This window comes from Paenibacillus lautus NBRC 15380 (genome assembly GCF_004000945.1).
Classification (GTDB): Bacteria; Bacillota; Bacilli; order Paenibacillales; family Paenibacillaceae; genus Paenibacillus_AQ; species Paenibacillus_AQ lautus.
This window is the reverse complement of the sequence record NZ_BIMF01000012.1, coordinates 71,702-92,531: the sequence shown is the minus strand read 5'-3', so window position 1 is coordinate 92,531 and position 20,830 is coordinate 71,702. Positions and strand designations below refer to the sequence as shown.

Annotated in this window: 19 protein-coding genes; 13 read left to right on the top strand and 6 right to left on the bottom strand. The window is 50.7% G+C overall.

Annotation, left to right across the window (positions count from 1 at the left end):
• Positions 1–77: 77 nt before the first annotated feature.
• From PLA01S_RS20225 to PLA01S_RS20215, 3 genes are all read left to right on the top strand, one after another.
• Positions 78–1,742 (top strand): extracellular solute-binding protein, encoded by a 1,665-nt coding sequence (locus tag PLA01S_RS20225; protein WP_174819232.1) that lies wholly within the window; start codon positions 78–80, stop codon positions 1,740–1,742.
• 180 nt (positions 1,743–1,922) lie between these two features.
• Positions 1,923–3,848 (top strand): cache domain-containing sensor histidine kinase, encoded by a 1,926-nt coding sequence (locus PLA01S_RS20220; protein WP_127593756.1) that lies wholly within the window; start codon positions 1,923–1,925, stop codon positions 3,846–3,848.
• Positions 3,823–5,406, top strand: a complete 1,584-nt coding sequence (locus PLA01S_RS20215; RefSeq protein ID WP_127593755.1) for a response regulator — start codon at positions 3,823–3,825, stop codon at positions 5,404–5,406. Before PLA01S_RS20220 ends, PLA01S_RS20215 begins: the two co-directional genes overlap by 26 nt.
• 151 nt (positions 5,407–5,557) lie before the next feature.
• Here PLA01S_RS20215 and PLA01S_RS20210 read toward each other — a convergent pair whose 3' ends face one another.
• The 3 genes from PLA01S_RS20210 to PLA01S_RS20205 form a co-directional block, all read right to left on the bottom strand.
• Positions 5,558–6,307 carry an ArsR/SmtB family transcription factor gene (locus PLA01S_RS20210; protein ID WP_127593754.1) on the bottom strand — a complete coding sequence of 250 codons (750 nt, stop codon included), beginning with the start codon at positions 6,305–6,307 and terminating at the stop codon, positions 5,558–5,560.
• 182 nt (positions 6,308–6,489) lie between these two features.
• Positions 6,490–6,642 carry a hypothetical protein gene (locus PLA01S_RS32060; protein ID WP_164817478.1) on the bottom strand — a complete coding sequence of 51 codons (153 nt, stop codon included), beginning with the start codon at positions 6,640–6,642 and terminating at the stop codon, positions 6,490–6,492.
• Positions 6,643–6,825: 183 nt separating this feature from the next.
• Positions 6,826–7,695: an AraC family transcriptional regulator gene (locus PLA01S_RS20205; RefSeq protein WP_127593753.1), complete on the bottom strand. Its 870-nt coding sequence runs from the start codon at positions 7,693–7,695 to the stop codon at positions 6,826–6,828.
• Between the two features lie 156 nt (positions 7,696–7,851).
• On the opposite strand from PLA01S_RS20205, the gene PLA01S_RS20200 reads away from it, so the two are divergent.
• The 4 genes from PLA01S_RS20200 (at position 7,852) to PLA01S_RS20185 (ending at position 12,431) form a co-directional block, all read left to right on the top strand.
• On the top strand, positions 7,852–9,243 hold the full coding sequence (locus tag PLA01S_RS20200; RefSeq protein WP_127593752.1) for an MATE family efflux transporter: 1,392 nt from the start codon (positions 7,852–7,854) through the stop codon (positions 9,241–9,243).
• A gap of 153 nt (positions 9,244–9,396) precedes the next feature.
• Positions 9,397–9,939 (top strand): RNA polymerase sigma factor, encoded by a 543-nt coding sequence (locus PLA01S_RS20195; RefSeq protein WP_100539938.1) that lies wholly within the window; start codon positions 9,397–9,399, stop codon positions 9,937–9,939.
• On the top strand, positions 9,929–10,744 hold the full coding sequence (locus tag PLA01S_RS20190) for a hypothetical protein (protein WP_127593751.1): 816 nt from the start codon (positions 9,929–9,931) through the stop codon (positions 10,742–10,744). Before PLA01S_RS20195 ends, PLA01S_RS20190 begins: the two co-directional genes overlap by 11 nt.
• A 469-nt stretch (positions 10,745–11,213) precedes the next feature.
• Positions 11,214–12,431, top strand: coding sequence for an asparaginase (locus PLA01S_RS20185; RefSeq protein WP_127593750.1), 1,218 nt, complete (start codon positions 11,214–11,216; stop codon positions 12,429–12,431).
• Positions 12,432–12,624: 193 nt separating this feature from the next.
• On the opposite strand, the gene PLA01S_RS20180 is transcribed toward PLA01S_RS20185, so the two are convergent.
• Positions 12,625–14,625, bottom strand: coding sequence for an alpha/beta hydrolase family protein (locus tag PLA01S_RS20180; protein WP_127593749.1), 2,001 nt, complete (start codon positions 14,623–14,625; stop codon positions 12,625–12,627).
• Positions 14,626–14,925: 300 nt separating this feature from the next.
• Here PLA01S_RS20180 and PLA01S_RS20175 point away from each other — a divergent pair, with 300 nt between their 5' ends.
• The 3 genes from PLA01S_RS20175 to PLA01S_RS20165 all read left to right on the top strand — a co-directional run bounded on the left by PLA01S_RS20175 (position 14,926) and on the right by PLA01S_RS20165 (position 16,596).
• Positions 14,926–15,510, top strand: a complete 585-nt coding sequence (locus tag PLA01S_RS20175) for a nitroreductase family protein (protein ID WP_127593748.1) — start codon at positions 14,926–14,928, stop codon at positions 15,508–15,510.
• Positions 15,511–15,610: 100 nt separating this feature from the next.
• A complete protein-coding gene (locus PLA01S_RS20170; RefSeq protein ID WP_127593747.1) occupies positions 15,611–15,982 on the top strand; it encodes a hypothetical protein in 372 nt (123 codons plus the stop codon).
• A gap of 281 nt (positions 15,983–16,263) precedes the next feature.
• A complete protein-coding gene (locus tag PLA01S_RS20165; protein WP_164817477.1) occupies positions 16,264–16,596 on the top strand; it encodes a COG3415 family protein in 333 nt (110 codons plus the stop codon).
• Between the two features lie 160 nt (positions 16,597–16,756).
• Here the strand turns inward: PLA01S_RS20165 and PLA01S_RS20160 are convergent, their stop codons facing one another.
• Positions 16,757–17,212 (bottom strand): MarR family transcriptional regulator, encoded by a 456-nt coding sequence (locus tag PLA01S_RS20160; protein WP_127593745.1) that lies wholly within the window; start codon positions 17,210–17,212, stop codon positions 16,757–16,759.
• Positions 17,213–17,327: 115 nt separating this feature from the next.
• Between PLA01S_RS20160 and PLA01S_RS20155 the strand changes: the two genes are divergently transcribed.
• From PLA01S_RS20155 to PLA01S_RS20145, 3 genes are all read left to right on the top strand, one after another.
• Complete coding sequence (locus PLA01S_RS20155; RefSeq protein WP_127593744.1) at positions 17,328–18,584, top strand: FAD-dependent oxidoreductase; 1,257 nt, start codon at positions 17,328–17,330, stop codon at positions 18,582–18,584.
• A gap of 239 nt (positions 18,585–18,823) precedes the next feature.
• A complete protein-coding gene (locus PLA01S_RS20150; RefSeq protein WP_272868162.1) occupies positions 18,824–19,168 on the top strand; it encodes a transposase in 345 nt (114 codons plus the stop codon).
• A gap of 136 nt (positions 19,169–19,304) precedes the next feature.
• On the top strand, positions 19,305–20,135 hold the full coding sequence (locus PLA01S_RS20145) for an aldo/keto reductase (protein ID WP_127593742.1): 831 nt from the start codon (positions 19,305–19,307) through the stop codon (positions 20,133–20,135).
• Between the two features lie 107 nt (positions 20,136–20,242).
• Here PLA01S_RS20145 and PLA01S_RS20140 read toward each other — a convergent pair whose 3' ends face one another.
• Positions 20,243–20,827 (bottom strand): PadR family transcriptional regulator, encoded by a 585-nt coding sequence (locus PLA01S_RS20140; RefSeq protein ID WP_127593741.1) that lies wholly within the window; start codon positions 20,825–20,827, stop codon positions 20,243–20,245.
• Positions 20,828–20,830: the final 3 nt, after the last annotated feature.

Sequence of the window (20,830 nt, the reverse complement as noted above, 5' to 3'; positions counted from 1 at the left end):
TTAGAGGTAGCTTCTCTTGCCTAATATGGCGGGAGTTCTATATAATCATATTTTTAAATAAGAAAAGGGGTAAACAGATGAGCAAGATGCTTAAGCCAAAGAGCCTTCTGTTGTTGATGTTCGCACTGGTCATGGCCTTTACAACAGCGTGCTCGTCCGGCGGTGATAATAACGCGTCGGAAAAAGAGGAAGATAAACCGGCAGAAGAAGTAAAATTGACTCAGGATCAGCCGGGATGGGAAGTCGATACATCCCCAATTACATTTGACTGGTACATCAACTTTGCCTGGTTCCCGAACAAATGGGGCGAGGACATTACGTCCCAATACGTAACGAAGAAGACGGGAGTGAATGTCAACTTCATCGTACCGGCAGGGAACGAAGCCGAGAAGATGAATACGATGATCGCTTCCGGCACATTGCCTGATTTTATTACGCTGGGATGGTATGAAGACGCTGTCAAAAAAATGATCGAAGGCGACCTCGTTCTGCCGCTGAACGAACTGGCCGACCAATACGATCCGTATTTCTATAAAGTTACCGACCCTGCGAAGGTGTCGTGGTACACCAAGGATGACGGCAACATTTACGGTTACCCCAATGCCTCCTCTTCACCGAAGGACTATGAGAAGTTTGGCGATAACATTACCTCCAACCAAACGTTCCTGGTCCGCAAAGACATGTATGAGGCGCTCGGAAGCCCGGATATGCGCACGCCGGAAGGTTTCCTGAAAGCGCTTGAGGACGCCAAGAAAATGTTCCCGGACGTGAACGGACAGCCGCTCATTCCGTTTGGATTGCATGATTTCCATGAAAAAGGCAACAGCTCCCTCGAGGGCTACCTGCAGAACTTCCTCGCCATTCCGCAGGATAAAGACGGAAAGCTGTATGACCGCAGCACGGATCCGGAATATGTAAGATGGCTGAAGACGTTCCGTACGGCGAATGAAAAAGGATTGATGTCCAAGGATATTTTCGTGGATAAACGTCCGCAGATGGAAGAAAAAATCGCACAGGGCCGCTATTTCGCCATGCTGTATCAACGCAGCGATATGGCGAACCAGCAGAACGCGCTGTATGCAAACGATCCGAACTCGGTCTACATCGCGGTGGACGGACCGGCTAACTCCAACCTGGATCAGCCGACCTTGTCGGGTCCTTCGATCTCCGGCTGGACGGTAACCCTGATCTCCAAGAACGTCAAAGACAAAGCGCGCGCCATCCGCTTCCTGGATTACCTGATCTCCGAAGAAGGCCAGCGTGATACCTACCTTGGCGAAAAAGGCGTGACATGGGACACGATTGACGGCAAAGATCAATTCCTGCCTGAGGTTGCAGAGCTGCTGAACAGCGACCGCGGCGCGTTCGACAAGAAGTACGGAGCATCCCATACCTTCTGGATGATGATGGATAACAACGTTACGCAGCCTTGGATGCCTGCTGCCGTCGAGCCGTTCAAGCAGATGGAAGACTGGACTCGCGGCAAGACCCAGAGCTTCTCGCAATTCGATCAACTGGATCCGGATGCAAGCTCCGAGGAAGGCATCATTAACGACAAGGTAATGAACGAGTGGGGTAAAATCCTGCCGAAGCTGATCTTTGCCAAAACGGATGCCGAGTTCGATCAAATCTGGAACGATTACCAAGCGAAGCGTGAATCCCTCGGTTTCTCGAAAGTTCAGGAATACAGACAAAAAGAATACGAAGAGAACGTGAAGAAGCTTGAGGAGTTCTTGAAGTAAGGATATTCTCTCGCGCGGAAGAACAGAATGAAGGCTTAAGGTACCCTATTATCGATTTTGTCGAAATAGGGTGCCTTTTGTCGCATCACGAGCTAATATAGGATGGTATCCGATCAGCTATACTGCCTTTCCATCCAGGACTCGGTTACGGTCATTTCATGAAAACGGGATGTGACAGTCATGATTACGCGAATGAGATCGCTTATTCAATCGTTTACGTATTGGTTTGGTCGCAGGTCGATGCAGAGCCGTTTGGTTGCTGCCTATATCTTGATTTTGCTCATTCCGAGCATTATCGTGTCGAACTATTTTTTTAAGCAGATTCGGGATACCTATATCAGCGATGCGCTCAACCAGAACTCATTCCTGCTGGAAATCGAGAAGATGAACATGCTGAATCAGATTGAGGCGATTGAAATGGCGGCACAGCTGGCGATCTCGGATGATGGCATCAAGGATTATCTCCGAGTCCATGAAGAACCCGAGCCGGCGTGGCTGATGAATTTGGCCTGGGGGCCTTTTAAGGATATCCAGCGGATCCAAACCAACAATCCGAATATTGCGCACCTTCGGTTATATACAAACAACTCTAACGTGACGGAAATGTGGCCGATTATTTTCCAGGAGATACGGATCGCTAATGAGCCTTGGTTCCCTAAAGTCAAGGATTTGGATGGCGGAGAGCTGTGGGTGTTCAACCACCGCGATCCTGATATACTGCAGCGCTATGCAGCGGACGTGTCAGAGGAGCTGCCGAAGGTGTCCTTGATTCGCCAAGTCCCTAACGGGAGTTACAGCGGCGTGATCCAGGTGGATATGCTGCTCAAGCACTTTGCTCCAAAGACCTTTGCCGGTATCGTGGATGACAGCTCGCAGATGGTCATTGTCGATCAGGAAGGGCAGCTGTTCATGGACCGAAGCCAATCGTTCATGACCGGTCATGAGGGACTCCGGGACGAGGTGGCGATCCAATTCGCTAAGCTAAAGTTGCATACGGGTGACTCCGAGGAGACCGTGCATGCCCGCTTTATTTTAAACGGCTCCTCGTTCCTGCTCATTGCGACGCCAATGGAGCGGCTTCATGCCCACGTGCTGAATGTCGTTTCATTGGAAGGGGCCCTGAATAACGTATCCAAAGCCCAGGGGCAGATTATTGCGGCCAACATCGTATTGATTATTCTGCTGTCGATCATTACGTATTACCTGAATTCCATCATCCTGAAGAGTCTGCGCCGTTTGACGGAGACGATGAAGAGGGTCCGCAAGGGAGAAGTGACCGCGACTATTGCCATTCGGGGCGGCGGCGAGGTGGGAGAACTGGCGCATCATTTTAACAAACTGATCCGGACCATTAATGAACTGATTGCCCAGGGCGTACGCAAGCAAGCGGTGACCAAGGAAGCGGAGCTGCGAACGCTGCACAGCCAGATTGACTCCCATTTCCTATACAATACGCTGGAAAATATTAAGATGCTGGCCGAAATCGAGGGGCAGCGGACGATTTCGGACGCCCTGACCTCCCTTGGCGGGATGATGCGCTACAACTTCAAATGGTCGGGGGAGTACGTCAAACTGAAGGATGAAATTCGCCATATTCGCAACTATATCGATGTGATGAATATCCGGTTCGATGAGCCGATCCGGCTTGAACTCAACATTCCGTCCGAATTCATGGAGCTCGAGGTATTGAAAATGTCGCTGCAGCCCATCGTTGAAAATGCCGTCAAGCATGCCTGGCCCGAGTTCCCGGATCAGGAGAAGCGGATCAAGATCGATGCCATTGCATGGGAAGAGAACCGGATCACGATTAACGTCACGGATAACGGCATCGGGATCGAGCCTTATCGACTGGGCAGGCTGGGCGAGATTCTGCGAACGGCGGACAACGAGGAACTCTCCTCCGTAGATTACGGGCGCGGCGGCGTGCAGGCTGGAGGAATCGGACTTCGGAATGTGCACCAGCGAATCCGGTTGTTCTACGGGAATGAATATGGAATCGAAGTGAAGAGCGAAGAGGGGAAGTTCACGCAGGTGACCATGACATTCCCTAAGGTTCTGTTAACAGGAGGAGGCGGTGGACATGAGAAGTCTGATGATCGTGGATGATGAGAAGAATATCCGAAATGGATTGAAAACGATGATTGAACGGGAATTCCCGGATCAGTACGAGATCCGCTTGGCTGCCCAGGGGCAGGAAGCGCTGGATTCCTTCCGCGAGGAACCGGCCGATATCGTCATTACGGACATCCGGATGCCGGTCATGGACGGAATCCGCCTCATTGAGGCACTTGCTGAACTGGAAGGAACACTGGAGGTTAAACCCGTCGTTCTGATCCTGAGCGGATATGACGATTTTGAATATGCGAAAGCGGCGATCCGCTACCAGGTGAAGGAGTACCTGCTTAAACCGATTCGACGGGATGAGCTGTTCGCTGCCCTCCGAAAGACAGAAGAAGTTTTGATCCGGCAAGCGGAAGTGCACAACCGGGTGGCTGCCAGCGAGGTATATCTTCAGCAGCTGCAGACCCATCGGCTGAAGGAGCTGCTGGAGCTGCCCCAAGGGCAGGGGATGGACATGGGGGCTGCCACGAACGAAATCGGGTTTGATTCGTTCGTGAAGCCATTCCGAGTCGCTGTGATGAAATACAAGTACGAAGACGGCAATCCCATGAACAAGGATGAGCTGAAGCAATTGATTGATAACATGAGGGCTTCAGTGGAGGGACGGATCAACGCTTGCTTTCTGGACAGCAAGGGGAGGATCGTGCTCATCGGCAGTCCGGACGGACAATTCGAGGAGTTGGCACGGCAGTTTACCGAACGGGAGATGGACGGGCTTTTCGTGGGCATTAGCCGGGAAGGCTTCCGGATCGAAGATATTCGGATCTGTTACATTCAGGCGCTGACCGCTCTGAGCTATACGTTCATTCATCCCAACGTCAGGCTGATGAGCCATGATGATATTCAGGGGGAGCTGCGCACGTATCCGGTGCCGGAAGAGAGCATCCGCAAGCTGGGCAACATGCTCGGCACGGAGCGGGAGCGGGAGATCAAGGCGCTTCTGCTGGATATATTTCATATCGGGGATATGCCGCATGTGGCCATCGATTATTTGGAACATGTCAGCAAGCGGATCAATGAGCAGGTGCTGGATGAGGTGTTCCGCGTGTACGGGGAATCCATGGTAGAAGTGTTGAAGCTGTACCGCAAGGTAGGGACGATGGACAATTACCGTCATTTTCACACCTACTTCAGAAATTTGGAGCATCTGCTGCTGCATGTGAATGAATATGTTAAAGGGATTCGTTCCGCACACAGTGAGCATTCCGAGATCAAGGCAGCGGTAAGTTACATGGAGGAGAATTATCACAAGCCGCTGAACATGGCGATGGTCAGCAATTATGTGTCTTTGAATTATTCTTATTTCAGTGAAGCGTTTAAGGCCCATACGGGTGAGAACTTTGTGGTTTATCTTAAAAAGCTGCGGATTACGAAGGCCAAGGACCTGCTCCTGGACGGTACCATGAAGCTTGCGGACATTGGCAAAGCGGTCGGCTTCGAGAACACCAAGCAATTCTCGCGCGTATTCAAAGAGCTGGAAGGAATTTCGCCGCATGAATACCGGATCAAGGTACAAACGGGTGCGGGATTGCAGCAGGGGTAGTTTGGAAAACGCCGGGAGGACAAAACAGCAATAATCATATTGTCTTATACAAGGAGGGAGAACCTTGACCGTCAAGCGGCAGGGTTCTCCCACTATTATTAAATGGCTTCTGTTATTTTACATGCGAATCCGTTTTTCACCGTTGATGCCATTATTGACTAGTAAGCGTTGAACCCGTTTCAAGTAAGGTTTTCAATCCCGACAGTACGATCGGCAAGCCTAGCTCGAGCGTATTCGCCGTATGTTTGGCCTGATCAAACTCATCATGAATAACCGTTACAAGGGTCACACCGTCAAGCTCAGTATGAGGATCAATTTCCCACGTAATGCGTGAGGGATTCTCGCTGGCAGTATCATCGTTTATTAACATCCTCCAGCTCAGGGACAGCTTATGCGGAGGATCTATGCTTATAATGCTCCCTTCTGCTTGTACCTTGCCCTCGGGGTTCTTAAGTTCGAAAGGAGAGCCGATTTCCCAGTTGGATTGGATGGAGCAGTTGTACCAGAACTTTGATGTCTTGGCCAGGTCGGTAATGGCGCGCCATACTTGCTCGGGTGCTGCTTTAATAGCGATCTGGTTTACATGCCGGGGTTTCTGTTCCATATTCGGTTCACGCTCCAATTCATTTTTAAGGGATGTTAATTCCAGGGCCCAGGGCTCAGCGTATTTGCTGACCCACCGGTCGTATATTTGACGGATCGGCACGGAGTTCAGATAATGCAGCTTCTCCCTGCCGACCTTTCTCGTTGTGATAAGACCGGCTTCCTCCAGTATATGAAGATGCTTCATGACACCGAATCGGGTCATCTCCAGGGGAACGCACAGCTCGCTTAAACTTTGCCCATCAGATTTATACAGCAGATCCAAGAGAGTTCGCCGGCTGGGATCGGTTGGATCGATATGGTGACGATGTGGCGCTAAATTCGAGGCAGCTAAAGAATCGGCGATCCAGTCCCGTGACTGGGTCGTTTTATTCTATTCGCAGAAAAAAAAGACACCGGATCGGCTTTCCTGGGACATGCCTGGAATTCGCGATCGGGTGTCTTCCTATATGCAGGATTATGTAATCCCTATGATATTATTTATTGAGTTGCAGTCTCCAACGTAGACAGCGTCATTTCCATTTTGCGGGTGATTTCTTTCTGCCATTTCACGTCTCCAAGCTGGATGGCGAGGTTCAGCAGGTCCAAATAATCATCGATTTGCAGAGAACAGCGGCGGGAAGTCGTTTTCATAAGTCAATCGGCTCTCCTTTATATATAAACTCTCCAAGCGAAGCGTGTAGGAGCTCAAACGCCCATTCTCAACACATTCTCACTTGTCCGGTAATGATAATCATTATCATATGGTTAATTCTCATTATAAAGACTTCCCGCACAGGTTGCAAGCCACTTTCTAAGATTTTGCGTAAAAATGAATTAATTCATGAAGAACCGCTGCCTGTATTTACGCGGTGAGATCCCTTCCTGCTTTGTGAAACAGGAGGTAAAGTACGCTGCATGATTGAAACCAACCTCTTCAGCAACCCGGCTGATGCTGAAATCGGTCTGCATGAGGAGCATTTTGGCCTGCTCGATCCGGTAACGCTGCAAATATTCAACGGGCGAACAGCCGAATTCCTTCTGCATGCAGCGTGCGATATAAACAGGGTGGAAGTTAATGCGTTCGCCCAGCTCCTGCACCTTGAACTCTTCGCGATAATGCTTCCGCAGATAAGCCGCGGCCCGCTCGGCACAAGCGGAGGAAGGGGAGGACACCGGCGTATCCAGTGCGGCGGCCAGCTGCTCGATGAGCTCTTGGAACACCACCTGCTGCCGCCACAGAAATTTGGCCTGGTGACCGTACTGAACCAACGAAGACATGGTAGCCAGGAGCTCCAGGGCCTTTTCCGGTTGAGGCAGGGTGCCGAATTGGGGGATGTTGACGGAAAAATAGTTCGGCGTCATCGCCTTCAGTTCCGGAGCCTCTTCTCTTCTAGGCGATTGGCAGGCTTCGTCCGCATGCCAGTCCCCGGAGGTTTGGAAATGAAGCCAGTAATAATCGGTCTCCTCCGTACATCCCTTCGTGCCGAAATGATGAGTATCGGGACGCAGGATGAGGAACATGCCAGGTTTGATTTCATAAGGATTGCCATTCTCCGTGACATGGAGCTGCCCCTTCATGACCACGAGCAGATCAAAGATGCCAATGTTCTTACGGTTGGGGTGTCCACTGTGAATGGGGGCCCGGGTAAGCCCGCTATTGATGTATTCCGGCAGCGGCGGAACGGTAAAATTCAGGATTGTCATAAGAAAGCCCTTTCGTGATTCGTGAGGTTTGAATTTTGATAGTTTTCGTTCGGAAAATGATATTATAACTCCAGTATACCATCTATAATTTGAGAAGGTTAAAGACCGTTTCATCATGAATTGTGTTTAACCCTTACATCATGGGTGGAGGTTGGAATGTTGGATAAAAACACAAACAAATTTACATTATGGGTTCTTGCATGGCCCATATTCATCGAGCTGTTCCTGCAGTTTTTGCTGGGAGCGGTGGATACATTGATGGTCAGCCGGATTTCCGATGATGCGGTTGCGGTGGTCGGATTCTCCAATCAGCTGTTTCAGGCCATGACAACGCTGTTCATGACGGTTGCCAGCGGTGCCGGCATTCTCATCGCCCAGAAGATCGGTTCGCATAAAACGGGCGATGCCCGAACGATCGGCATCATGGCGGTGAGTGCCACCACGATCATCGGATTGGTGTGCAGCGTCATATTGTTTGCGATGCCGGAGGCCATCGCTTCGATCCTCCAGCTGCCGGATCACCTGCTTCCGCTAGCGGGAACGTATATCTCCATTGTCGGCGGCGGGATGGTGCTGATTGCCATGATGGCTACGATGAGCACCGTCATCCGGAACACCGGCAACACGCGTGCGCCGATGTATGTAGCGATCGGAATGAATATCATTCACGTCATTATGAACTATGGGTTTATTTTCGGCGCTTTCGGCTTCCCGCAGTGGGGACTTACCGGCGTCGCCATTTCGACGGTGGTCAGCCGGCTGCTCGCTGTGCTCTTACTGCTGTATATATTCCTTCGTTCATTTGAATACCGGATCAAATGGAACGAATTCCGGGTGTTTAACCGTCCGCTGTTCGGCGAAATCCTGAAGATTGGATGGCCGCTCGGCATCAATATGTCTTGTTGGGTGTTTACGCAGCTCATCATCTATTCCTTCATTGCAACGCTGGGCGCTGCCGAGCTGGCAGCACGTACGTATATGAATACCCTGGAATCCTTCTGTTTCTTGCTGGGCTCATCGATCGCGATGGCTGCCCAGATTCAGATCGCGCATCTGTTCGGCGCGGGCCGGATCAAGGAGGCTTATCGGAGCGCGTACCGCGCGCTGGGCATCGGGGCTGTTTACGTTGTCGTCAATGCCTTCCTGCTGTATGTGTTCGGGAAGCAGCTGCTGGGGCTGTTTACGGACGATAAGACCATCATTGCGATCGGCGCATCGCTCCTGGGCATGAATCTAATTCTCCAGCCTGGCAAAATGCTCAACATGGCACTCGGCAACTCGCTGAATGCCGTCGGAGACACAAGGTTTACGATGTATATTTCCCTTGGCTCGATGTGGCTGGTCGCGACCGTGCTCTCTTATGTACTCGGCATTCACATGGGGTGGGGGCTCATCGGCATATACTCCTGCATGATTGCCGACGAGTATTTGCGGGGCGTGCTGTCCTTCTTCCGCTGGCGCGGGCAGAAGCACTTGAGAAAGGCAGAGCAGGTCGAGCCGGTGAGTCATCAGGCACAGCCGATGGAACCGATCCCGGCGCAGGCGTAATGACAGGTTATGATGTGAAAAAGGATACTTCGGCCGTGCGGCATCGGGGTATCCTTTTTTTGCCATACTATAAAAATGACACATTCGAAAACTTTTTACCCGCATGGCGGGGTATTGTAAGTGATTGGCCAAGTGAAAGGAGGAAAGCGCGGTTTGGTACACGACCTTATACAACGACTAAAGACGGAATACAGTGACGAATGGTTCGAAGAACTTTACCGGTTATACGCGGATCGGGCGATTCGAACGGCTACCGCAGTAACCGGAAGTCCGGCAAGCGCTGCCGACGTGGTCCAGGAAACGTTTATCCGGGTTTACCGAAACCTCGGTGCCTATGATGGAAGCAAACCCTTTGACCCGTGGTTTAACCGGATTCTCTATAACGAGTGCAACCGATATTTGAAGAAACATGCGAGAGTGGTGCCCTCCGAGATATCGGAGGAGAGGGATCTTCCAGCGGAAACCGATACCTACGATTTTGACCGACACGGCGAGATATATGAGATGGTACAGCGGCTGGATGACCAGCACAGGATTCCCGTGATCTTGAAATATTTGAATGATTTTGCCGAGAAGGATATCGCGGACATGATGGAGCTGAATGTTAACACGGTGAAGTCCAGATTGTTCAAAGCCCGAAAGAAGTTGAAGGAATGGATGCTGCAGAATAGGGGAGGGAATCAGCATGGGACGTGATCCATTGGATCAAGAGATTAAAGACGGCTTGAAAAAGGGTACGGATGACGCGATGCGACAAAAAGACGAGATTTGGACGGCGATTAAGGAGCGGATTCATAGCGAGCAAGCCCAGCGGCCAGTGGAAGCCGAAACAGCCTATGCTCCGCGGGAATCGAAAGGACGCCGCCGTTCCGGTCGAAGATCGGCAGGATGGATTGCGGGAACCGCCGCTGCGGCAGCCATTGTGCTGACCGTCAGCTTCCAGACGGCACCGGTTCAGGCGTTTATTGATCAGGTGAAGGAATGGTTTGCTCCCCAGAAAACGGTCGAGCAGGAGCTTGAAGGCACGCCCGAAACGAGCGTAGATCAGCTGCATGAGGGTGCGGATTACGTGATTTATATTGATGAGAGCCGGTTTAAAATGGTTCATGAATCGGACGTGGACCGCATCGAATTGAAGGAGAAACCGACGGATGACCGCTATCCGGACGTGTTCATGGAAATTTCGCAGGAGGGCATTGATCCGAAGACCGCCGCGGAGCAGATCCAGGCGGAACTGCAAGAGTATCCGAAGGTCGAGGCGAATCTGGTGGATGAACCGATACAAGGCTGGGAGGTGCGTGCAGTAGGCGGAACCGGCGGTAAAGCGTGGGATGATCCGGTGATACGGTATTACGTTTTTGATAACGGGCAGGGCGGCAGCTTTGTCGTGAAGCAGCAGTATTTCCTGGAGGCCGCCGAAGGCTTCGGCGCACGCTTCCATAACATGATGAAGGAATTCCATATTACGACCCATACAAATGCAGAGTCTGACGGTGAGTAGGGAGCTTAAGTTCAATTGACTCTTTTAAGAGAACGCGCGGTAGCGAGCTCCTATTCGATCAATCACATCGTGGTTGATAACATTATGGCATATGGCGCATGATGATGCCGGTATGAACTTATATCGATAACCAACGACAGTATGTACAAGGATAGTCCAATCGTATGATGAGGGGCTATCCTTTTTTGTGTTCAAAGGATCGGTTTAAAAAGTTGAGTGGCTAATCCATATGTAATGTTATATTACATAATCCGCATCTACCATATCATTTGGGACTCCCTTATTCTGGAATATAATATTTTTAATCCGTTGAAAAAGTATGAAAATATAATGATATTGATGTTTATCTTTAATTGTAAACGATTTCTCTATCATATGTTCGATTTGTTATATTAAATAACATTAAATAGAATAACTCTAACAAATACATATTCATATGTAATATATTATAACATTAAGGGAGAGTGCCATGATGAAACCAAAGTCAAAACGTCCTTTAGCGGTCTGGAGTACCGCTGCATTCACCGCTTTTGTTATTTCTTTATCTCCTGGAACCTATGCGGCACATGCTGCCACGGTGACGGAAGTGAAAGGCACGGTTAGTACGGCTGCACCCGTACAGACCTCTGCAGCGCCGGGAAGGAATACGACGGTACCTCCTCTATCGGAAGTATCTAAGCAATCGACCAAGCCCAACGTGCTGGTGGTTGCGACTGGCGGCACGTTGGCGGGCCAATCGACGGATGCCACCAGCTTCCAATCTTATCGGGCAGGTACGCTGAAGATCGAAGATATGGTGGGCGAGCTTCCCAATACGGACAAGATTGCGGATATCAGCACGCTCCAGTTCGGCAATTCCGGATCAAGCGCGTATACGATGGCAGATCTGTATGATCTGTCCCGGACGGTGGACCATGCGCTTGAGGTCTATGACAGTGTAGTTGTAACGACGGGGACGGATACGATGGAAGAGATTGCGTACTTCCTTGATCTGACGGTGCAAAGCGACAAGCCTGTAGTCATTACCGGCTCCATGCGGCCTTGGACGGTAATCGGCTCCGATGCGCAGGCGAACTTGTTCAATGCCATCAAGCTGGCTGGAAGCGGCCGCACGGAATCCTTCGGCACGGTGCTTATGCTGAATGATACGATTCATCTGGCGCGCGGCGTAACCAAGACCAATGACTACCGTACCGACACGTTTGAAACGCCTATGCTGGGTGCCGTCGGATATATCGATGATGAGAATATTCGAATATACCGTGCTCCCCTTCGAGCGATAAAGGCGGAAGGCGAAGGCAAACCGGCATTTGATCTGAGCAAAATCACGAAAGAGGACCTGGCGAAGGTTGAAATTGCAATCTCCTATCAGGAAGCCGGTGGTGGTGCAATTAGAGGCTTTGTGGCAGACGGAGCTAAAGGCATTGTTACTTCCGGTACCGGTGCAGGCGGCATCTCGAGAGAGATGAGCGCGGCCCGCAAGGAAGCCATTGAGAAGGGGGTGGTTTTCGTAACAACGACCCGTACAGGCTCCGGCAGCGTATACGGCGGCGGTGAAGGCATCATTTCAGGTGACAACCTGAGTCCTCAGCAAGCCCGCGTTCTGCTGCTGCTCTCCCTGTCCTTTACGGATGATTTCAATACCCTTAAGGGTTGGTTCGCAACCTACGGAACACCTGAAGTGTAATCTCAGTCTCAGTCATTTTTTAGCTGCTCCTTATTCCTACTGAACCATGAACTTCCTTCCACCCATATATATTGCCGCCAGGATTGTCCTGGCGGTCTTTTTTTGGCGGTGTATATTAACGTCTCATATAGAAATCATCCCCATGTAAGCCGCTCATAGAGCAAGTTCACACGGGGATGATTTTTTGTTTGTTTTATCTTTCGATATGCTCCACAAACCAACGGACGATATGACTCAAGCGTTTAACCCGCAGATGCGGATGACCGCTTCGGGACAAGTTATGATCCGCGCCAGGGAAGCGAATCAACTGGGTTTCCCGGCCCAGTCGCTTTAAGGCGATAAACAGCTGTTCTCCCTGCTCGATCGGGCAGCGGAGATCCTGTTCTCCATGAAGGATGAGCAGCGGCGTATTGACGTCCTTCACGTAAGCGAGCGGGGAGTGCTTCCACAGCTTCTCGAGATCGTCCCAAGGATTGCCCCAGATTTGATCCTGTGTAAAGGTATAGCCGATATCGCTGACGCCGTAGAAGGAAATCCAGTTCGATATCGAGCGCTGGGTTACCGCAGCCTGGAACCGGTCGGTATGACCGACAATCCAGTTGGTCATGAAGCCGCCGTAGCTGCCGCCGGTTACGCCAAGACGGGAGGCATCGACATAGGTGTAGGTATCCAGAACATAATCTACCGCTTCCATCAGATCCTGGTAATCCCGTCCGCCGTAATCGCCTCTGACGGTGTTGACGTGGACTTGACCGTACCCGTGGCCACCCCGCGGGTTGGTATAGAATACGGCATAGCCGGCTGCAGCAAGCAGCTGGAACTCATGCATGAACGTATGTCCGTACATGGCTTGCGGACCGCCGTGAATTTCAAGCACGGCAGGGACTTTCGCGCCTTCCGTGAAGCCGGCTGGCTTCATGATCCACCCTTGGATCGGCCAGCCGTCCGACGTCCGGAATGTAAAGGACTCCGGCGTGCTTAACGTAAGCTCGTTCCACAGCTCCTCGTTGCAGTTCGTCAGACGTTTCTCCTCGTTCTTAGCGATAGAAAAGCTGAACAGATCGCCGGGCTGCAGTGGGTCGGCAGCGGCGAACACCACGTTCTCCTCTGGTGTCAGAGCATATTGGTACACCTCGCGTTCACCCGATACCACCAGCTCATAGGATGAACCGTCCAGGGCAAAACGTCCAATATGGACGCCGCCATCCTGGCTGAGCTGGATGTATACGGATTGACCGTCCTTACTGAACAGAGGAGGCGTTCCGGCTCCGGCTCTCATGTCGCTGACCGCGGCGTGCCCCAGCTGAATATCCATGTCCGTGAAGAGCACGCGGGATTCTCCACCCGAGAGCGGGACCAGGTGGATTTTGGTCAGCGTGGCAAAACCGCAGCTGAGATCGCTGGCAAGCATGAGCATATACTGCCCGTCCGGGGTGAATGCAATGGAGCCGTTCGAGAGGGTTCCATCCGTCAATTCGGTTACGGATCCGCTGGCAAGGTCCATGACGAACACATCGCCCGTCAAACGAAGATCCGGATCCGGGAATTGCTCCGTGGCAAGGCTGCTGCTGTATGCGATGCGGGCGCCGTCCGGTGACCAGGCGAAGGCATATACGTCAAAATCTCCTTCTGTAATTTGCTTGGACTCTTCCGTTGCCGGATTCACGAGGTATAGATGATGTCGACGTTCATTCCACAATCCGGCGCCATCGGCTTTATATTTAATGCGATTAATGATCTTTTCCTCAGGCAGCTTGTTGTTACCGTCTTTGTCTGATTCTTGGCTTTCCGTAGGTTCTGCAGCTTCCACCTCGCTTCTAACGAGCAGGCGTGCGCTGTCCGGGGACCATCTGAAGGCGCTGACTCCGTGCTTCATGTCGGTAACCGGCCTTGCTTCCCCTCCGTTGGCAGGCATGATCCATACCTGCGGCTTATCGCCTTTTTTGCGCAAGAAGGCAAGCTCCGACCCGTCAGGGGACCAAGCGGGTGCTGTATCCGCCTCGCCGGACGTGAAGGGAACGTCCTGGTCTCCGTTTGGAGGAAGCAGACGGATATGGGAACGGTAACCGTCGAACTTTTCGCTGACGGATTTATGTACATAGGCTATGGCTCCGCTAGCCGGGGAGACGACAGGGTCATTCACCCAATGCATCCGGTACAAATCCTCTGGCGTTATGAGTCGCTTATCAGTCATGAATCATCCTCCTAATCTTCTTGTGAGTTAAACCTCATTATCCCAGATAATGGCATGGAAATCTAGATAAAAAATGAGAGAGCAAATGTGAACGTTTCGTACCAAATGCTAGTAAAATAGAGGGTGAATTACAATATTTCTAGATTATAATATGAGGCTTTAGAAGTGAAAACAGCTCATTAATTTTCAACTGGTCAATTTAGAAGCGATATGGTGTGCTTTTTGTTATAATTGAGACAGGCTCTCAATTAGGAGTAAGCAAATTACACCAACTATATATAGCTCGGGAGGAAATGAGATATGAACGTAAGTGAAGCTATCCGCACGCGCCGCAGCCTTGGCAAGGTCAAGCCTGACGCCGTGCCGCAGGAATGGATCGAACAGATCATAGAAGCAGGAACCTGGGCGCCGAACCACAAGCTCACGGAGCCGTGGAAATTCTTTGTCATGCAAGGGGAGGGGCGCGACGTGCTCGGCAACGCCCTTGGTGACATTCAGGCGGCAGGCGGCGATGATACGAGTGAAGAGGCTGTAAATGCAGCACGCGAGTCGGGACGTACGAAGGCATACCGGGCTCCGGTTGTCATCGGTGTGGCGGTTGAACCGTCCACGGATCCCAAGGTGATCGAGCTTGAAGAGTACGGAGCGGTATTCGCCGGCATTCAGAACATGCTCCTGCAAATTCATGAGCTGGGTCTGGGCGCCGTGTGGAGAACGGGCGAGCCGTGTTTCCATACGCTGATGAATCAAGCGTTCGGATTGAAGCCTGAAGATAAAATGCTGGGTTTCCTGTACATCGGATATCCGGATATGGAACCTAAGCAGGGGAAACGTCAACCGGCAGCGAACAAAACGGTGTGGCTGAATAGTGCTGCAGACCTGTAGTGATCTACCCTCAGCCGCAAAAATCCGGTATAATGAAGCCTAAGTTTGTCTAAAGGGTGTTATGGCATCCAGGCGATTGACACTAGGGGAGTGTACATGGATGAAATTTCGGTTCAAGCAGTGGGATCTGGGGAGCAAGTTTATTTTTATAGCCACCTGTTTAGCGATGGCCTCTTTCTTTTTTAAATGGCTGGATATCGGCGTGGCTGCAGAGAATGGTTTTTTGCAGGGCGGCGTGTTTTTTATCGTATGTTTCATCTATCCATTTTTGAAAGTGGTTCGCGAGAAGAAGATGAATAAGATCTTAGCATACGCCTTTGCGCTGGTCGCTATTTTTTTAACGATGATGTACGTGTCATCCAAGACCGTAGAATTCTTTGGCCAGACAATAAGAGGGGCGGCAGCGGGGCCGTATCTGTTCTTGGCGTCATGCGGACTGCTGAGCTTCGGTATTTTTAGACGCAAGTACTAGACTCGCTGCGCATGCTTTTGCATATGGAGTGATAGGGATGAAGGGCTGAACCCGGAGGCGACATACCTCTGACAGGGACAGCCCTTTTCTATTGGAGACGGATCACCACCGGGTGAACGGTTTCCATAAGTTCGTGAATCCTCCTGTTATAGCTGCTATATAAAACGCAACTAAGAAACTACCAAGGTCACTCCAATCGCCAGATAGGGTAATGAATAGTAACTTACCCCAAGGCGGCGATGAAGATGAGAAAGGAAGAATTCGAGCGTTTGAATACAGCGATGAAACAAACATCAGATAAACGACTCTACGAAAGGCATCTGGCGGTCCGTCTTCGTCTGGAAGGACATGCGTTTGATGAGACCGGTGGTCTACTAAGCCGCGCGCGTCAAACCATCAGTATCTATTGGCAAACTTACCAAACGCATGGTCTGCTCGGCATGAACATGGATCATTCCCCCGGACAACCGGCAAAACTCACGGAGGAGCAGCGTAGTCAGTTAGCCACGATGCTGGAGCAGCAACAACCGGTTACGTGGGTTTTGAAGCTCGGTACACCTGGACACTCCCGCTGGTGGCGGAGTGGATCAAGCAGGGGTTTGGCATTACCATGAGCATGCGTGGAATTGATTTCGGTGATCAATAGATTCGGATATACACAGATACTAGAAAAGCGGAGCCGCTACAGGGCAGGGAGCGCTGCACCGGCGAAAGCTGATCGTGTGATCGAGCCGAATCTAAAGACCAAGAAAGCGGAGGGACTTTTTCTGGAGATCATTTAATTATTTTTTCTGTAAAATCCTTTAACAAGCAATTACATTGTCTTATAAAATCGAGTGCGTTTTGAAGTTCCTTATCGTTATAGCTCGATAACATTTGATTCAGTTGTTGACCGAATGAATGGAAGAGGGGCAAAATATCCTTTTCCGCCTTTTCCCGATCGACGGAAATCAAGACCGACCTTTTATCTTTCGGATCTTTGACTCGGAAAACATACCCTACTTTCTCCAGCCTGTCTAATACACCTGTGATCGCACCAGTTGTTAACCCGGTTAAATCGGAAAGACAGCCGGCAGTAATGGGTTGATTGTTCAATATGACATCTAAACATTTGTGATCCGTCGCATTTAATCCCAGTTTTGTACCGATCGCTTGGTGAAACATGATCGTCACCGTACTGTTATTTCGTAATTCTTCCGCAAGGGTGTCTATGATTTGATTTCTTGACATTCAGATCATCCTTTGTTTAAGATTATCTTATCTCGTGAGATAAAATAGTTGTGGTCAAATCTCATTTTACCAATTAAACGATTGATAATCAAACTTAAAAGGGGATGGCTGTAATATGTCCGAAATTTCAGTGGCCATAGCCGGTGCCGGGTTAAGTGGCTTGTGCCTGGCACATTCGTTGCTTCATGCCGGGTTTGATGTGCAAATTTATGAACGCGATCCTGCTCCACATATCCGTCGCCAAGGATATCGAATCAGTGTTGACGAGCACGGTATCGCAGCTCTTCAGCGATGCCTGCCGCCTCACTTATTTAAGCTGTTTCTTGCCACCGCTTCCCCTACGGACAAAGCGAGCTATTTTCGCGTAACTAACAAAGAGCTTGGCGAGGTATTCAGACTCACTTTTAAAGGCGATCCGAGCGGTGCTGACTTGCGAACGCCGCGGCAGGTGGATCGCCAAACTCTCCGCACCATTATGCTCGAGGGACTTCAAGATAGGGTGCATTACGGCAAGGAGGCGCTGCGTGCTGAGACAACATCGGATGGAGCAACACTTTACTTTTCGGATGGAAGTTGTATCCGTGCTTCACTCGTAGTTGGTGCGGATGGTGTTAACTCGGCCCTTCGCAAGCAGCTTTTGCCCGACTGTGAGCCGGATGATACCAACAGCTGGGGGATTTATGGCCGCTCGCTCCTCGTTCATAATGGACAATCGCTAGTTCCTCATCCTCTGGAAACCAGCGGAGTTTTCGCAATGGGCCCATCCGGCCGCGGATTCTTTTTTACCGCAATGCGCTTCGGTGAGGCACCGCAAACGGCTTTTGCGCGTCATGGAGTGAACCAAGCACCGCCAATAAATGATGATTACGTGATGTGGGGAATTCTGCTGCCGAAAGAACAGTTTCCGGAATATCAAGAGAAACTTGGCGCCGAGGCGCTGCAACGCCTTGCACAAGAGGCCGTACGCGACTTTCATCCGGTTGTCCAACGTTTTGTAGAGCGGGCTGATGTCGACTATACCATGCCAGTAAGATTTAGAGTGGCCAAAAAACCGGATATGTGGCCAGTCTCCCGAGTTGTATTTATGGGAGATGCGGTCCACGCCATGCCCCCTACCGGAGCGCATGGAGGTAACACAGCATTGCGTGACGCGGCACTTCTCGCGGATAAGCTTGAAGCCATGGCGATCCAAGGCGAAACGCTTGAGAGGGCGATCCTCTCCTATCATGAGGGAATGAGCAAGTATGCCTTTCGTGAGGTTGAAGCATCAAAAGCGATGATGAAACGATTCTCAATTAAAAATCCGCTAATGAGTTGGGTCATGTTACGTGCGATACCATGGATGCGTTCGATTACAAATAAATCGCTATAATAAAACGCAACTAAGAAACTACCAAGGTCACTCCAATCGCCAAACAAACATCAGATAAACGACTCTGCGAAAGGTATCTGGCGGTCCGTCTTCGTCTGGAAGGACATGCGTTTGATGAGACCGGTGGTCTACTAAGCCGCGCGCGTCAAACCATCAGCATCTATTGGCAAACATACCAAACGCATGGGCACACCTTCGTACAACTCAAGAAGCAGGTTGAAGCCGAAAAGATCGATCATTTGCTCTTTGAAGACGAATTGATGATTCGCTCCTATCAAGCGCTGCACTACAATTGGTTCCCTCGTGGCAGACAACGCAAAGTGCCAACGTACGGCAAACACGAAGGCGCCAAGTTGTTTGGTGCGATTAACTATGAAACCGGGCAGGTGTATCACCGGGAAGAAGAAAAGGCCGATGCAGCGGCCTTTATTCGATTTCTACAGGATATTCTCTCTGCGTACCCGAGTGGGGAATTCGCCTTAATCCTGGACCACTGCAGATCGTCTGCTTGTCAGGTTATGATCTTAATTGCGGTTTATATAATAGCGTATAAGATAGATTCCATTGTAACGGACGAAGTTTAAACCCCGGTTAAATGTAGTTAAAAAATGAAAGCAACCCTGGCAAGTGGTGTAACGTTGAGCGGGATACTGGGATTTTGATATACTGGAGAAAGCGGCTTTACAACCGCTCCATTACATAAACAGGAGGGATTTCAGAATGGCCAATCAAACTTTTACCGATGGACCTACTTTGAATGACGGCGTAAAAATGCCGTGGTTGGGCCTTGGCGTATGGAAGACCAAAGAAGGCGAAGAGGTTATTCAGTCCGTAAAATCTGCAATCGCTGCAGGGTACCGCAGCATTGATACTGCTGCCATCTACGGTAATGAAGAGGGCGTAGGGCAAGCCATTCGCGAATCCGGAGTTTCGCGGGACGAGCTGTTCATCACCACCAAGGTGTGGAACGATGACCAGGGGTATGAGAAGACACTGCAAGCTTTTGAGACGAGCCGCAAGAAGCTCGGGCTGGATATCGTTGATTTGTATCTCGTGCACTGGCCGGGAAAAGATAAATACCTCGACACGTGGAAAGCATTGATTCATCTGCAAAAAGAAGGACTCGTTCGTTCCATCGGCGTCAGCAACTTCCAGATCCGCCACCTGCAGCATATCATCGAGGAAACGGGTGTCGTACCGGTTGTCAACCAAGTCGAATTGCATCCGCTGCTCTCCCAGAAGGAGCTGCTGGGGTATGCACGCGAGAACCATATCGTCCTGGAGGCATGGAGTCCGTTGATGCAGGGCAATCTCGATCAACCGGTGCTCGCGCAGATCGCGGAGAAATACGGAAAAACCACGGCGCAAGTCATTCTGCGCTGGGATATTCAAAACGGTGTCATCGTCATTCCGAAATCGATTAAAGAGCATCGTATTCGCGAAAATGCAGGCATCTTCGATTTTGAGCTTTCGGCGGAGGATATGGCAGCCATTGACGGCTTGAACCAAAACAAACGTTTTGGCTCCAATCCGGATGAAGTCCTGTTCTAAATTTCGTTTCCCTATAAAAAGAGCGAGCACAACCCGGAATGAGGGAAGTGCCCGCTCTTTTTTTACGTATTCAGAGATTTCATGATCAGGATGGAGGGTTCTTCCAGTTATCGTTCTTCGGGCCCCTCCTCCGGCGGAAACAAAGGTTCACCAATCGTACCGAGCTTTCCCTGTACTAGATCTTCATGCAATCTTTTCAGCCAGTTCAGGTCGGTCTTGGCATGTTCATACATCCCGATCATCAGGTGCTGGGTGCTGCGGGGGACGATATGTTGGTGTTCCACGTATAATTGATATGCCTGGTTCACCCGATGCTCTGCCTCCCGGATGCGGGACTGCAGGATCGGGGCCAGAACGGCCGGGTCCGCGTGTCGCGAGAACGGCAGCGCAATATAGAGCGGGTGGTGCACGGGCTCGATGTCCCTGAATTTTTTGAGCAGCAGCTGCTCAAAAAGCTTTCGTCCGGCATCCGTGATCCGGTAGATGGTTTTGTCCGGGCGGCTATCGCTCTGTATGGTTTCCACTGCCTCAATATATCCGTCCTCGGCAAGCCGGTCTACCGCGTAATAGAGAGAGCCCATCTGGAGCTTTGTATACTGATCCATGCCGCGATCCTTCATCTTGATCCGAATCTCGTACGGATGATGGTCTCCTTCCAGCAGCAAGCCCAGGATGGCCAGCTTCATTGACATGCC

Coding starts and splice junctions, on each gene's coding strand:
- PLA01S_RS20165 (WP_164817477.1), top strand. CDS start 16,264: ATGAAACAAACATCAGATAAACGACTCTACGAAAGGCATCTGGCGGTC.
- PLA01S_RS20185 (WP_127593750.1), top strand. CDS start 11,214: ATGATGAAACCAAAGTCAAAACGTCCTTTAGCGGTCTGGAGTACCGCT.
- PLA01S_RS20155 (WP_127593744.1), top strand. CDS start 17,328: ATGTCCGAAATTTCAGTGGCCATAGCCGGTGCCGGGTTAAGTGGCTTG.
- PLA01S_RS20225 (WP_174819232.1), top strand. CDS start 78: ATGAGCAAGATGCTTAAGCCAAAGAGCCTTCTGTTGTTGATGTTCGCA.
- PLA01S_RS20215 (WP_127593755.1), top strand. CDS start 3,823: ATGAGAAGTCTGATGATCGTGGATGATGAGAAGAATATCCGAAATGGA.
- PLA01S_RS20200 (WP_127593752.1), top strand. CDS start 7,852: ATGTTGGATAAAAACACAAACAAATTTACATTATGGGTTCTTGCATGG.
- PLA01S_RS20145 (WP_127593742.1), top strand. CDS start 19,305: ATGGCCAATCAAACTTTTACCGATGGACCTACTTTGAATGACGGCGTA.
- PLA01S_RS20220 (WP_127593756.1), top strand. CDS start 1,923: ATGATTACGCGAATGAGATCGCTTATTCAATCGTTTACGTATTGGTTT.
- PLA01S_RS20180 (WP_127593749.1), bottom strand. CDS start 14,625: ATGACTGATAAGCGACTCATAACGCCAGAGGATTTGTACCGGATGCAT.
- PLA01S_RS20140 (WP_127593741.1), bottom strand. CDS start 20,827: ATGTCAATGAAGCTGGCCATCCTGGGCTTGCTGCTGGAAGGAGACCAT.
- PLA01S_RS20160 (WP_127593745.1), bottom strand. CDS start 17,212: ATGTCAAGAAATCAAATCATAGACACCCTTGCGGAAGAATTACGAAAT.
- PLA01S_RS20170 (WP_127593747.1), top strand. CDS start 15,611: ATGAAATTTCGGTTCAAGCAGTGGGATCTGGGGAGCAAGTTTATTTTT.
- PLA01S_RS20175 (WP_127593748.1), top strand. CDS start 14,926: ATGAACGTAAGTGAAGCTATCCGCACGCGCCGCAGCCTTGGCAAGGTC.
- PLA01S_RS32060 (WP_164817478.1), bottom strand. CDS start 6,642: ATGAAAACGACTTCCCGCCGCTGTTCTCTGCAAATCGATGATTATTTG.
- PLA01S_RS20205 (WP_127593753.1), bottom strand. CDS start 7,695: ATGACAATCCTGAATTTTACCGTTCCGCCGCTGCCGGAATACATCAAT.
- PLA01S_RS20190 (WP_127593751.1), top strand. CDS start 9,929: ATGGGACGTGATCCATTGGATCAAGAGATTAAAGACGGCTTGAAAAAG.